The organism is Agrobacterium leguminum (assembly GCF_015704895.1).
Taxonomy (GTDB): domain Bacteria; phylum Pseudomonadota; class Alphaproteobacteria; order Rhizobiales; family Rhizobiaceae; genus Agrobacterium; species Agrobacterium leguminum.
Genome location: NZ_JADQWB010000011.1, coordinates 24006 through 36516, shown reverse-complemented (window position 1 = coordinate 36516; position 12511 = coordinate 24006). Strand labels below are relative to the sequence as shown.

The 12511-nt window shown below is 62.2% G+C and carries 12 protein-coding genes; 5 read left to right on the top strand and 7 right to left on the bottom strand.

Going from position 1 to position 12511, the window contains the following annotated elements; genetic code table 11:
- Nucleotides 1–18: 18 nt before the first annotated feature.
- Entirely contained in the window at nucleotides 19–393 is a 375-nt protein-coding gene (copM, locus tag I3J13_RS16505) for a CopM family metallochaperone (protein WP_196379482.1), read from the top strand.
- 210 nt (nucleotides 394–603) lie between these two features.
- Here copM and I3J13_RS16500 read toward each other — a convergent pair whose 3' ends face one another.
- Complete coding sequence (locus tag I3J13_RS16500; protein ID WP_020812649.1) at nucleotides 604–1521, bottom strand: LysR substrate-binding domain-containing protein; 918 nt, start codon at nucleotides 1519–1521, stop codon at nucleotides 604–606.
- An 81-nt stretch (nucleotides 1522–1602) separates the two neighbouring features.
- Here I3J13_RS16500 and I3J13_RS16495 point away from each other — a divergent pair, with 81 nt between their 5' ends.
- Nucleotides 1603–2646, top strand: coding sequence for a YeiH family protein (locus I3J13_RS16495; RefSeq protein WP_196379481.1), 1044 nt, complete (start codon nucleotides 1603–1605; stop codon nucleotides 2644–2646).
- Between the two features lie 15 nt (nucleotides 2647–2661).
- Here the strand turns inward: I3J13_RS16495 and I3J13_RS16490 are convergent, their stop codons facing one another.
- Together I3J13_RS16490 and I3J13_RS16485 are read right to left on the bottom strand one after the other, a co-directional pair.
- Complete coding sequence (locus tag I3J13_RS16490; RefSeq protein WP_078051211.1) at nucleotides 2662–3105, bottom strand: hypothetical protein; 444 nt, start codon at nucleotides 3103–3105, stop codon at nucleotides 2662–2664.
- On the bottom strand, nucleotides 3102–3731 hold the full coding sequence (locus I3J13_RS16485; RefSeq protein ID WP_003524902.1) for a DNA-3-methyladenine glycosylase I: 630 nt from the start codon (nucleotides 3729–3731) through the stop codon (nucleotides 3102–3104). Before I3J13_RS16485 ends, I3J13_RS16490 begins: the two co-directional genes overlap by 4 nt.
- A gap of 236 nt (nucleotides 3732–3967) precedes the next feature.
- Here I3J13_RS16485 and I3J13_RS16480 point away from each other — a divergent pair, with 236 nt between their 5' ends.
- Both I3J13_RS16480 and I3J13_RS16475 read left to right on the top strand, forming a co-directional pair.
- Nucleotides 3968–4744, top strand: a complete 777-nt coding sequence (locus I3J13_RS16480) for a L,D-transpeptidase (RefSeq protein WP_127756312.1) — start codon at nucleotides 3968–3970, stop codon at nucleotides 4742–4744.
- Between the two features lie 263 nt (nucleotides 4745–5007).
- Complete coding sequence (locus tag I3J13_RS16475; protein WP_196379480.1) at nucleotides 5008–5667, top strand: outer membrane beta-barrel protein; 660 nt, start codon at nucleotides 5008–5010, stop codon at nucleotides 5665–5667.
- A 199-nt stretch (nucleotides 5668–5866) separates the two neighbouring features.
- On the opposite strand, the gene glcF is transcribed toward I3J13_RS16475, so the two are convergent.
- From glcF to I3J13_RS16460, 3 genes are all read right to left on the bottom strand, one after another.
- Nucleotides 5867–7168, bottom strand: coding sequence for a glycolate oxidase subunit GlcF (gene glcF, locus I3J13_RS16470; RefSeq protein ID WP_196379479.1), 1302 nt, complete (start codon nucleotides 7166–7168; stop codon nucleotides 5867–5869).
- A gap of 3 nt (nucleotides 7169–7171) precedes the next feature.
- The gene (locus tag I3J13_RS16465) at nucleotides 7172–8386 is read right to left on the bottom strand and encodes an FAD-binding protein (protein WP_196379478.1); all 1215 of its coding nucleotides are present in this window, start codon (nucleotides 8384–8386) and stop codon (nucleotides 7172–7174) included.
- 241 nt (nucleotides 8387–8627) lie between these two features.
- Entirely contained in the window at nucleotides 8628–10061 is a 1434-nt protein-coding gene (locus I3J13_RS16460; RefSeq protein ID WP_196379477.1) for an FAD-linked oxidase C-terminal domain-containing protein, read from the bottom strand.
- A gap of 110 nt (nucleotides 10062–10171) precedes the next feature.
- Here I3J13_RS16460 and I3J13_RS16455 point away from each other — a divergent pair, with 110 nt between their 5' ends.
- Nucleotides 10172–11071: a LysR family transcriptional regulator gene (locus tag I3J13_RS16455; protein WP_020812657.1), complete on the top strand. Its 900-nt coding sequence runs from the start codon at nucleotides 10172–10174 to the stop codon at nucleotides 11069–11071.
- 70 nt (nucleotides 11072–11141) lie between these two features.
- On the opposite strand, the gene I3J13_RS16450 is transcribed toward I3J13_RS16455, so the two are convergent.
- The gene (locus I3J13_RS16450) at nucleotides 11142–12416 is read right to left on the bottom strand and encodes a DUF3422 family protein (RefSeq protein WP_020812658.1); all 1275 of its coding nucleotides are present in this window, start codon (nucleotides 12414–12416) and stop codon (nucleotides 11142–11144) included.
- Nucleotides 12417–12511 lie beyond the last annotated feature (95 nt).

The following is a 12511-nucleotide window of genomic DNA, read 5'->3' as shown; positions in this document are numbered from 1 at the left end:
ACACAGGAAGGATAATCCATGTCTATCAAGACCATCACGCTCGCCGCCGCTTTCACAACCGTCTTCGCCATGCCGCTTTTCGCACAGGAAGCGGGCGGCCATGCCGGACACGACATGTCAAAAGGCACCATGAGCGACAGCGCGTCCACCAAGGCCTTCATGGAAGCCAGCAAGAAGATGCATGGCGATATGGCCATCGATTATAGCGGCGATGCCGATGTCGATTTCGTGCGCGGCATGATCCCACACCATCAGGGCGCAATCGATATGGCCAGGGTCCAGCTCGAATACGGCAAGGACCCGGAAATCCGCAAGCTGGCCGAAGAGGTCATCAAGGCACAGGAAGGCGAGATCGCCATGATGAAGGCCTGGCTGAAGTCCAAGGGCAAGTAATTGATGCTGACGAATGGGGAACGCCGGTTGCGGCGCTCCCCTTTTCTTCTCCCCGCCGGGGAGAAGGTGGCCCGAAGGGTCGGATGAGGGGGTTAGCTCTCGGTCTATCTCTACCGTCGCCCCCTCATCCCGCTACCGCGGACTTCTCCCCCGCGGGGAGAAGAAACAAGCGTCGGCCTTCCCATGCCACCCGTGCCACTCGCCACTCTGCTACAACCCCGCGAGACCGGCCTTGTAGTCCTCCGAGGCCGCACGGCTGAGGCGCTCCAGCTCCATGGCCGCCCGGCTGGTATGACGTTCCTTGTGACGCAGCAAAGCGAAGTTTCGGGCAGGCAGATCGATACCGGCGCGGACAAGCAGCCCCTGCCGCAGAAACAGCGAGGCGACGGAGGCGGAAACTGCCGTGGCCGCGCCGCCGGAGCGCGCCGCCATCACCACCGCCTCGTTGGACGGCAGTTCGAGCATGACCGAAAGCTCGCCGGGGTCCACCCCCATCTGCCGCACCGCCGCCTCGAAGGCGGAGCGAGTGCCGGAGCCCTGTTCGCGCAGGACCCATGAGGTGCCGTAGAGCATATCGAGCGCGGTGAGATAACGGCCATCCGCGAAAGGATGGGCCGAACCGGTGACGACCAGCAGCTTGTCGGACACGACGGGCTGCACCATCAATGCCGGCTCATCAATCCTGCCTTCGATGAAACCGACCTCGGCCAGACCGTCAAGCACGGCCTGTGTAACCGTCTTGGTATTGCCGATATCGAGCCGCACGGTCACGCCCGGATAAAGTTTTTTGAACTGCATCAGGATCGGCGGCAGCCAGTAGCTTGCAATGGTCTGGCTGGCGCAGACGGTGATTTCGCCGCGCGTCAGCCCACCCATTTCGGAGAGAATCAATTCCGCATTGCGCACACGCGCCAATGTCGCCTTCGCTTCACCCAGAAACACCCGGCCGCTTTCGGTCAGTTCGATGTTGCGGCCGACCCGGTGAAAAAGCTCGACATTGTAAAAGGCCTCGAGATTCTTGATGGCGGAGCTGACGGCGGAGGCGGTCAAACCGATGGCTTCGGCGGCCCTTGTGAGGTGCTCCCGTTCGGCAACGGCGATGAAAATGCGGAGCTGTTCGAAGGTCATGGCTTTTCATTCGATTTTATCGAATAATATATGCCATATTATTTGATAGAATAAAACAGGCCGCTGCGGCATTGTCTGGCCATGGCACAACATCGCACCCTCGCTCATCCCTTTCAGTTCTCGCTTCGCTGGCTCACCCCGCTTCTGCCGGGCATTCTCATCTGCGCGGCGGTCAGCTGCGCCGCCATTCTGGCGGAGCGCTTTCAGGTGCGGCTTGCCGGCCATGCATGGCTCGGCGATCTGGTGCTCGCCATTCTGATCGGCACGCTGCTGCGTTCGCTGGTGTCGCTGCCCGCGGTCGCTTCGGCCGGCATCAAATTCAGCGCCAAGACGCTGCTCGAAATCGCGGTGGCGCTTCTCGGCGCGTCCTTGAGCCTTTCCATCCTCAAAGGTGCCGGCGGTTTGCTGATCGGCGGCATTGCGCTGATCGTCGCCCTGTCGCTGATCGTCAGCTATGCCGCCGGGCGGATGCTTGGCCTGCCACCCAAGCTTGCGACGCTGATCGCCTGCGGCAATTCCATCTGCGGCAATTCCGCCATCGCCGCCGCCGCACCGGCCATCGGCGCGAAGCCGGAAGATGTCGCCGCCTCGATTGCCTTCACCGCGGTTCTCGGCGTCGTCGCCGTGCTGCTGATGCCATTCCTGCCGCAGCTTCTGGGTCTCGATGCCACCCAATATGGCATTTTCGCCGGCCTGACGGTCTATGCCGTGCCGCAGGTTCTGGCCGCCACAGCCCCGCTCGGCGCAATCGCCGTGCAGACCGGAACCATCGTCAAGCTCATCCGCGTGCTGATGCTGGGGCCGGTCATCGCCGCCCTCTCCGTCATCCATGGCCAGTCCGGCACGGAACGCCTGAGATTGCAGCAGATGGTTCCGTGGTTCATCATCGCCTTCGTGCTGATGATCATGGCCCGGTCCTTCGGCCTCATTCCCGAGGCTCTGATCGGCCCTGTCGCCTCACTCTCCAACATCCTCACCATCATGTCGATGGCGGCGCTGGGCCTTTCGGTCGATATTCGCAGCCTTCGCCATGCCGGCGGCAAGGTCATCGTCGCCGCCAGCCTGTCGCTCGTGCTGCTTGGTGTCTTGAGTTTCGGCCTGATCGTGCTGACCCAGGCGGCTTAAACAAAGGGCGGGCTGTTATTTCCCGGTGCTGACCGTCAGCGTGTAATGCGCGCCGAGACCGCGGCGTGGCGATCCCAGGATGAGCGTCGGGCGGATCAGCCATTCCGTATCCGCCTTCGGCGTCAGCGTTGCGACCTTGCCTTCGGAATCGCTGAAGAAGATCGCGTCCTCATCCGGCGTCGAAAAATCGAAGACCGCCATCAGCACGAATTCGCTGGAGGCGGCAAGCTCGATCTTCACCGTCTGCCCAGCCTTCACCTTCAGGCGATAGACATCGCCGCGCCCGCGCCGCGTCCAGCCGTCAAGCTTCAGCGGCCCGGCCGGCGGCAGCGCCACCTGCTTCAGCCTTTCGCCGTCATCGAGCCAGATACCGTCGACATTGCGGCCTTCCGCGAAGGAGGCATGCGGCACGGCGGCCACGGCCATGGTAAGAGCCAGAAGAAGGGAGGTTATCTTCATGGACGTACAAACTCCCGCCGCATGGCCTCTATCGGCTGGCGGCAATGACAGCCTTCGATATGGTCGTTGACCATACCCATGGCCTGCATGAATGCATAGACGGTCGTCGGGCCGACGAAACTCCAGCCCCGCTTCTTCAGGTCCTTCGAGAGGCGAATGGAGGCGTCGCTGGTGGGGTTGGCCCTTAACGTCGCATAGTCCAGCCTTTGCGGCCTTTCTGCGGCGGCCGGTTCGAAACCCCAGAAATAACGGGCGAGCGATCCGAATTCATCGCGCAACTCCATGGCGCGGCGGGCATTGTTGATGGTCGAGACGATCTTGCCGCGATGGCGGATGATGCCCTTGTCGGCAAGGCAACGCTCGATATCGGCCTCACCGAATTCCGCCACTTTTTCGAATTCGAAATTGGCGAAGGCGAGACGGAACGCCTCCCGCTTGCGCAGAACCGTCAGCCAGGAAAGGCCGGACTGGAAACCTTCCAGACAGATCTTCTCGAAAAGGCGGCGATCGTCGGTGACGGGATAACCCCATTCCTCGTCGTGATAACGGCTGTAATCCGCAAGCCCCTGCTGCCAGAAACACCGCACAAGGCCATCCGCGCCCGTTTCAAGTCCCGCTTCATTCATTCCGCAACCACCCTTTTCCGCTCCCGCCCGTGACCGGTTCAGACCGCGCACTTACCACTCATTCACCACGTTTCAAAACCGGGTGCTAACCTTAAATCCAGCTTTCCCTAATCAAGCGCTTTTTAATGAACAGCCATTTACGATTCGCTGGCGTCGAGGTGCGAACGTGTCCGGCAAAGCGGGCAAACAGTCCCGCAAATCCATAGTTGCGACATCCCGCAGAGAGAGTCCACCCGATGACGATGAAGTCCGTTTTTCTGGCGCTGAGCCTCGTTTCCACCTTTGCCGCCCCGGCCGCCATGGCCAATGAGCGTTATCGCGAGCGCCCGCCCGTCGTCGTCAGCCCGGATCTTTCGGCCCCCTGGGTCACCCAGCTCGGCGGTCGCGGCAATGTCCGCCCCGTGGTTTATCCGCGTGCGCCTGCCGCACGCCAGCCGTTCTTCCAGCAGCGCCAGGCCGCCATGCCGCAGCGCCCCAGCTCCGGCGTCACATCGCAGCGCCCGGCGCGGGTGCAGAATGCCGCCGTCCGCCCCAACGCGCCGGTGCGCACCCAGATCGCGCCGCAATTCCTGCCGCAGATCGTCACCTACCCGACCAATGAAAAACCCGGCACCATCGTCATCGATACGCCGAACCGCTTCCTCTATCTCGTTCTCGCGGATGGCAAGGCCCGGCGGTACGGCGTCGGCGTCGGCAAGCCCGGTTTCGAATGGGCCGGCACCCACAAGGTAACCCGCAAGGCGGAATGGCCGAGCTGGACCCCGCCGAAGGAAATGATCAGCCGCGAGGCGAGGAAGGGACACTACCTGCCGGCCTTCATGGAAGGCGGCCCGGCGAACCCGATGGGCGCGCGCGCCATGTATCTCGGCTCGACGCTTTATCGCATCCACGGCACCAACCAGCCGTGGACGATCGGCAGCAACAATTCCTCCGGCTGCATCCGCATGCGCAACGAGGATGTCACCGATCTTTACGAGCGCGTCAACGTCGGAACCAAGGTCATTGTGATATGACGGCAACGGTGCAGCCTTTCCGGCCGCTTCAGGGCCGGTGTGGCGGCGTATCCGCTTGAATTGCCGCCTTGCGGCGGTACAATCCGGCTCACTTCATTGGAATGAAACTTGGCGGGGGACGCCAGGAGCCGGACCTCTCTCAGGGGGATGATGGAACGGCCTTAAAACGGGTGGTCAACTGACCGCCCGTTTTTCGTTTCTGTCATTCAAATGTTATCAAAAAACGGTTTGGTGAATTACTGATATCAATCTGGATTCACTTCATGCCGCGCCATAGTTTATTTGTTTGCGCCCTGCTGTTCAGCGGCGTTTCCTTCTCTGCCGCAATCGCGGGCGAATTTGAAATTTCCGGTTATGGCGGCTGGCAAAGCGCGCCGCACAGCGATGTGAAGGTTTCCGACGGGCCGGATTTCCGGGCCGGATGGGAAGGCAAGTCGTTTTCCAATCCGCCCTATTGGGGCGTGCGCGGCACCTACTGGTTCGATGAGGGCCAGCTGCGGAATTTCGGCATCTCGCTCGATTTTACCCATGACAAGGTCTATGCCGACGACCAGACGCTTGCCCGTTCCGGCTGGTCGCATTTCGAATTCACCGACGGCCTGAACCTGCTGACGCTCAACGCGCTCTACCGTTTTCCGCTGGAATCGCTGCCGATCGCCCCTTACGTGGGCGCCGGCGTCGGCATCAACGTGCCGCATGTGGAAGTATATCGCCCGTCAGGCAAGACCTTCGAATACCAGTTCGGCGGCGCAACCCTGCAGGCGCAGGCCGGCCTCAGCTACCGCATCACCGACAACTGGTCGACTTTCGTGGAATATAAGGGCACCTACTCCTTCGTCGACGTCGATATCGACAATGGCGGCTCGTTGAAGACCGATATCATTACCAATGCGGTGAATTTCGGCGTGGCGTATAAGTTCTAAAAGATATGGCCCAGAGCGTGCCGCGTGGACGACGCTCTCTTTCTTCGTCATTCCGGCCATGAGCCGGAATCCAGTCAGCCCAAGTCATTGGGCTGGAAAGACTCTTCTCGTCGCGCCGACGCGCGCCGGCTGGATGCCGAAAGTGCGTGCGCGAAAGCTGCCTCGGGTGTTGCGCAGTCGAAAGTACCACGGGACGTTTCTAAACCGAGAGCCTCGCCGGTTTCGGCCCGCCATAGGCCCAGTCCAGCAGCTCCACCGTGTGCAGGATCGGCATATCCGTGCCGGTTCCGATCTGCGTGATGCAGCCGATATTGCCGGTGGCGATGACATCCGCCCGGGTGGCCTCGATATTCTTCACCTTGCGCGCCTTGAGTTTGGCGGAAATCTCCGGCTGCAGGATGTTGTAGGTTCCGGCCGAACCGCAACAGAGATGCCCTTCCGCCGGATCGCGCACAGTAAAACCCGCCGCCTTCAGGAGTTGTTTCGGCGCAAGCGTGATCTTCTGGCCATGCTGCATGGAGCAGGCAGAATGATAGGCGACCGTGAGACCCTGGCTCTGCCCTTGCGGCAGATCGAGGGTGGCGAGATATTCGGTGATGTCCTTTGCGAGCGCCGAGACCCGCGCGGCTTTTTCGGCATAGGCCGGATCGAGCCGCAGCATGTGGCCGTAATCCTTGATGGTGGTACCGCAGCCGGAAGCGGTGATGATGATGGCGTCGAGACCGCCACTCTCCATCTCGCGCGTCCAGACATCGACATTGCGCCTTGCCGAGGCGAGCGCCTCTTCCTCGCGCCCCATATGATGCACCAGCGAACCGCAACAGCCCTCCCCCTTCGGCACGACGACCTCGATGCCGAGTCGCGCCAGCAGGCGCAACGTCGCCTCGTTGATACCGGGATCGAGCACCGGCTGGGCGCAGCCGGTGAGGATCGCAACCCTTCCACGCTTCTCGCCTTCGGCCGGCCGCTCTCCCGGACGGGCTGACGCGGAGGCCGCGGGCACGGCGGCGGGGGCGAGAGCGAGCATGGATTGCAGCGGCTTCAGCGCCGGAACTTTGGCAAGCAGACCCGAGAAAGGCCGTGCCAGCCGGGCCAGATGCAGCGCCAGCCGGAAACGGGCGGGATGGGGCAGGACGGCAACCAGAAGATTGCGGATCAGCCTATCCATAAGGGGCCGCTTGTATGTCTGTTCGATATGGGCGCGGGCATGATCGACCAGATGCATGTAATCCACGCCGGAGGGACAGGTGGTGGTGCAGGCAAGGCAGGAGAGGCAGCGGTCGATATGGGTGACGACCTCGCGGTCTGCCGGGCGGCTGTTTTCCAGCATATCCTTGATGAGGTAGATGCGGCCGCGCGGGCTATCCAGCTCGTTGCCGAGCGTGACATAGGTGGGACAGGTGGCGGTGCAGAAGCCGCAATGCACACATTTGCGCAGGATTTTTTCGGATTCCGCCACATGCGGATCGGCCAGTTGTTCGGGCGTGAAGGATGTTTGCATGGTTCAGACGGCCCCTTCCATCGTTACGGCCATCTTGCCGGGATTGAAGATGCCCGCCGGATCGAGCTTCTCCCTGATACGCGCAGAAAGCAGCGCTTCCGCCGCCGGGCGCGGTTCGAAGGCAGCGACCGTGGCGCGCACCGCATCGCTCGCCCTCACCAAAGTTGCGTGGCCGCCGCCGAGCGCCCGGATCGCGCCGCGCAGCAAATCCGCCTCGGGGTCCGCCTCCATCTGCATCCAGACAAGGCCGCCCTGCCAGTCGTAAAAGGCGTCGATGCCCGCTTCCATGCGCAGCGCCGCGACAAGCTGATGACCAACCGAAGGCGCGACCGAGACTTTCCACAAGGGCTTCGCTGCCTGTCCGGCATAGGGCGCGACATCGCGCACCTGCCGCCACAAAAGCCTGCTCTCCTCACCCTCCAGCAGCGCCCACGGCCCGACCCGGTCCATGACGGAAAGGAGTTTGGCCGTGCGCGCCTCCACCGAGGCGGAGAGCCCTTCCAGCCGCAGGATGGTCGCCGGTCCGTCCGGCAATCCGCCATCGATGAAACGGGAACGAACGCTTTCCGGCAGATGCGCCGCGCCGGAAACCTCGACGCTCATCGCCATCGCCGCCGCCATGATGCGCGTCGCCGCTTCATCGTCGAGACCGGAAACGACCACGGTTTTTTCCGCCGGCGGTTTCGGCAGCACGCGGAAGGTGACTTCGGTGAGGAAACCGAGCGTGCCGAAAGACCCGGCCAGGAACTTCGACAGATCGAGCCCGGTGACATTCTTCATCACCCGGCCGCCGGCCTTGATGACCTCACCGCTGCCATTGACGAAACGGATACCCAGCAGGCTGTCGCGGGCGGCGCCCGCCACATAACGGCGGGGGCCGGAAATATTGGCGGCGAAGACGCCGCCAATGGTCGGCTCACCTTCGGTGACCATGATCGGGCGGTGATCCATAGGCTCGAAGGCCATCATCTGGCGATTTTCAGCGAGAGCCGCTTCGACGGTGGCGAGCGGGGTTCCGGCCTTGACGGTCATGACCATTTCGGCGGGCAGGTAGGAGACGATGCCGTTCATGGCGCGGGAAGAGAGTGCTTCATCTGCCGTGATAGCATTGCCGAAACCGGAGCGGGTGTTGCCGCCGATGATTTTCAGCGCGGCTTTTCGGGTGGCGTGGTCGCGGATGATGTCGGCGACCTGGGTTTCTGCGTAGGGGGTCAGCATGGGGCGGCGAGCTCCGGGCATGGGACAGCGACGTTTGCGCGAGGGATACCCCCCTCTGCCCTGCCGGGCATCTCCCCCACAAGGGGGGAGATCGGCAAGAGGCTGGCGCATTGTTTCAATCGCGTCGTTCGAGAATTTAGCGGGATGTCGCGGCGAGTCGATCTCCCCCCTTGTGGGGGAGATGCCCGGCAGGGCAGAGGGGGGTAAGCCACACCCACAGAGATCACAAAATCCACACCCATCATCCCCTCCCCTCCAGCGGAAACACCTTGGAAGGGTTCATCAGCCAGCCCTCATCGAAAGCCGCACGCACCGCCATCTGCTGGGCAAGATCGGCCTCACCATATTGGTGGCGCATCAAATCTCGTTTTTCGATGCCCACACCGTGTTCGCCGGTCAAACAGCCGCCGGCATCGACGCAGAGCTTCAATATTTCATTGCCTGCCTCTTCCGCGCGGGCCGCATCCTCCGGATCGTTGGCGTTGAACAGGATAAGCGGGTGCATATTGCCATCGCCGGCATGGAAGACATTGGCGACGCGCAGGCCGAGGCGGTCGGTGATTTCGCTCGTCTTTTTCAACACATAGGAAAGCTGGGAGAGCGGCACGGTGCCATCCATGCAGATGTAATCCGCGATGCGGCCGGTTGCGCCGAAGGCGGATTTGCGGCCTTTCCAGATCGCCGCCGCCTCCATGGCCGACTGGCATTCCTTCACCGTCTTCACGCCATGTTTTCGGGCAATCGCCACGATGTCGGCCAGCATGGCGTCCATTTCCGCCCCGGAGCCTTCGACCTCGACAATCAGCAGCGCGCCGACATCCAGCGGATAGCCCGCCTTGGCGAAGGCCTCGCAAATTTCGATGGCCGGCTTGTCCATGAATTCGATGGCGACCGGGATGATGCCCGCGCCGATAATATCGGCCACGCAGGAGCCGGCCTCCTCCGACGTCTCGAAGCCGAACAGCACCGGTCGCGCACCTTCCGGCCTGGCGATCAGCCGCACCGTCGCTTCCGTCACGATACCGAGCTGGCCTTCCGAACCGCAGACGAGGGCGAGCAGATCGTAGCCGGCAGCATCGAGGTGCTTGCCACCCAGTTCCAGCACTGTGCCATCCACCAGCACCATTTTCACACCGAGCAGATTATTGGTGGTGACGCCGTATTTCAGGCAATGCGCGCCGCCGGAATTCATGCCGATATTGCCGCCGATGGTGCAGGCAAGCTGCGAGCTGGGGTCCGGTGCATAAAAGAAACCTTCCGCGCCGGCCGCATCGGAAATGGAAAGATTGGTGACGCCCGCCTGCACCCGTGCGGTGCGATTGTAAAAATCCAGTTCGAGGATCGAGGCCATCTTGGAAAGGCCGATCACCACCGCATCCTCTTGCGGGATCGCACCGCCGGAGAGCGAGGTGCCGGCGCCGCGCGGCACGACCGGAATGCCGTAACGGTGACAATATTTCATGACCGCCGCCACTTCTTCCGTCGTTTTCGGCAACGCCACGGCCAGCGGCAGGCGGCGATAGGAAACGAAGGCATCGGTTTCGAAAGGCACGAGTTCGCGCGGTTCGTGCACAAGACAGTCCGCCGGCAGAATATCCTTGAGGTCCGCTATGATGCGGTCGCGGCCTGCGACGACTTTCGCGCGCGGCTCCAGAAACTTGATCGGCTGCGTCACCGCCCCTCCTCCATGCCATCTCACCAACTGGTATTCTTTCTTTACCACTTTGAAACGACGCAATCAAATGTTATGGATTTTTTCCATTCCGGAAACAATCGAGGGCAACTATGACGAATCTGGGCGATCTGGAAGTCTTCGCAAGCGTTGCCGCCTCCGGCAGCATGTCGCTGGCCGCAAGGGAGCTTGGTTATTCGCCCGCCGTCATTTCCAAGCGCATCAAGCGGCTGGAAGAAAAGCTCGGCGCGCGGCTTTTCCAGCGCACCACACGGCAAATCTCGCTGACCGAAGCGGGACAGGGCTTTTACGAGCGGGTGCTTGCCGTGCTGGAAGGGCTGGAGGAGGCCGAGGATTTCGTGTCCGGCCGCGCCAATACGGTCAACGGCACGCTTAAGGTTTCCGCGCCGACCTCCTTCGGGCGCATGCATATCGCGCCGCATCTGAAGGGTTTCATGGAGCGGCATCCTGATCTTTCGGTCAATCTGGTGCTGAGCGACGAATTCATCGACATCATCGAGGGTGGTTACGATCTGGCCATCCGTATCGCCGATCTCAATTCCTCCAGCCTTGTGGCCCGCAGGCTGGCGCCAGTGCGCCGCGTGCTTTGCGCTTCGGCGGAGTACGTTGCGGCCCATGGTATGCCCGCGACAATCGAGGATCTGAAAAAGCACCGCTGCCTGCCGGCCCATAATAACGATGTCTGGCGGCTGGAGGGACCGGGCGGCGCGATGAGCATTCGCCCGGAAGGGATGCTTATCACCAATTCCAGCGAGGTGATCCGCGAGGCGGTGATATCGGGGCTCGGCATTGCGCTGCGCTCCACCTGGGATATCGGCCATGAATTGCGCAGCGGCAAGCTGGTGCAGGTTCTGCCGGGTTATGAGGGATCGCGAAACGTCACGCTCTCGGCGGTTTATCCGAGCCGGCAGTTCCTGCCTGCGAAAGTGCGGCTGTTCATCGATTATCTGGCCGGGCTCTATGGGCCTTCACCCTATTGGGAGCAGGGTTGAGGCAGGCGTCGCGTCGGCACCACCTATCCTCATCCCTGTGCTTGTCATAGGGATGAGGGAAACTTGACCCTCAGTGCCCGCCCTCGGCATGGGAGCGGCGGATGCGGCGCACCACCCACCAGACGCCGAGAACCGCGAAAGGAACGGAGATGCCCGTGACGACGGCAGGGTCGAGCGGCAGCACATCATGGCTGATCGCCTTGGTGAGATAACCGATCAGACCGACGACATAATAGGAAATGGCGGCGACCGACAGGCCTTCGACCGTCTGCTGCAGGCGAAGCTGCATGGCGGCGCGCTTGTTCATGGTGTTGAGCAACACTGTATTCTGCCGCTCCAGCTCCACATCGATCCAGCTTCGGACGAGCGCCGTGGCGCGATAGAGCTTGCGCGACAGGTTGGCCTGTCGCTCCTCCACCGACTGACAGGTGCGCATGGCCGGCGCCATGCGCCGTTCCAGAAAGCTGCCCATGGTTTCGTGGCCCTGCACCGGGGTTTCCGCAAGCGCCCGGATACGTTCGCGCACGATGCCGTCATAAGCGCGGCTGGCGCCGAAACGATAGAGGCTGAGCGCGGCATTGGCTTCCAGTTCGGCCGCAAGCCGGGTCATTTCCGCCAGCAGCGCATCGGCCTCGTCGCGCGCGCCGTTTTTCATGCGCTGGGTGATGCCGGTCAGGCCATCTTCGATACGGCGGATTTCCGGCGATAGCGTCTGCGCCATCGGCAGGCCGAGCATGGCAAGGGTGCGATAGGTTTCGATATCGAGAAGCCGCTGCACCAGCGCGCCGCGGCTGTAATCGCTCAAGCCCCGGTCGATCACCAATATCTGCGTCAGCCCGTCGCGATCCTGCCGGAAATCGGTGAGGATCGCCGCCTGACCGTCGCGCACGTCGCTGTGACAGAGGCTGGTCGGTTCGAAGATCGTCTCCGCCTGAGACGCCACGCCATTTTCCGGGCGGATTTCCAGCCGCACGCCCGAGATCAGCGAGCCGGGCGGCGAAAAGCCGTCGCCGAAGGGATCGCCGGCAATCTCGCCGCCGAATTTTTCCGGCGCGGGGCCATCCCAGAACCAGGTCGAAAATTCGGTATGCCGCTCCCAGCGCAAGGTCCCCTGCCCCCAGGGCATGGCATGGTGGCGGGCATCGCGCTCCGGCGGCGCAACGCCGCGGCTGCGCGACATTTCCGCGATGACCGAGTGATGCACGGCCGAACCGCCATCCATCATGAAGGCGAGCTGGACGATGATGCGCGAGGGTGCGAGAAGCACCGTCGGCCGCGCATGAACTTCCCCGAGCGCCAGCGATCTTTCCGGCGCGCTTGCGAAAGCAAATCTACCCTTGGCCATTGCAATATCGTCCCCGCCTGTTGCGCCGGTTTCATTAGAGCATTTCCAGGAAAAGTGGACCCCGGTTTTCCGTCCGGAAATGCGCTAAAATAAAG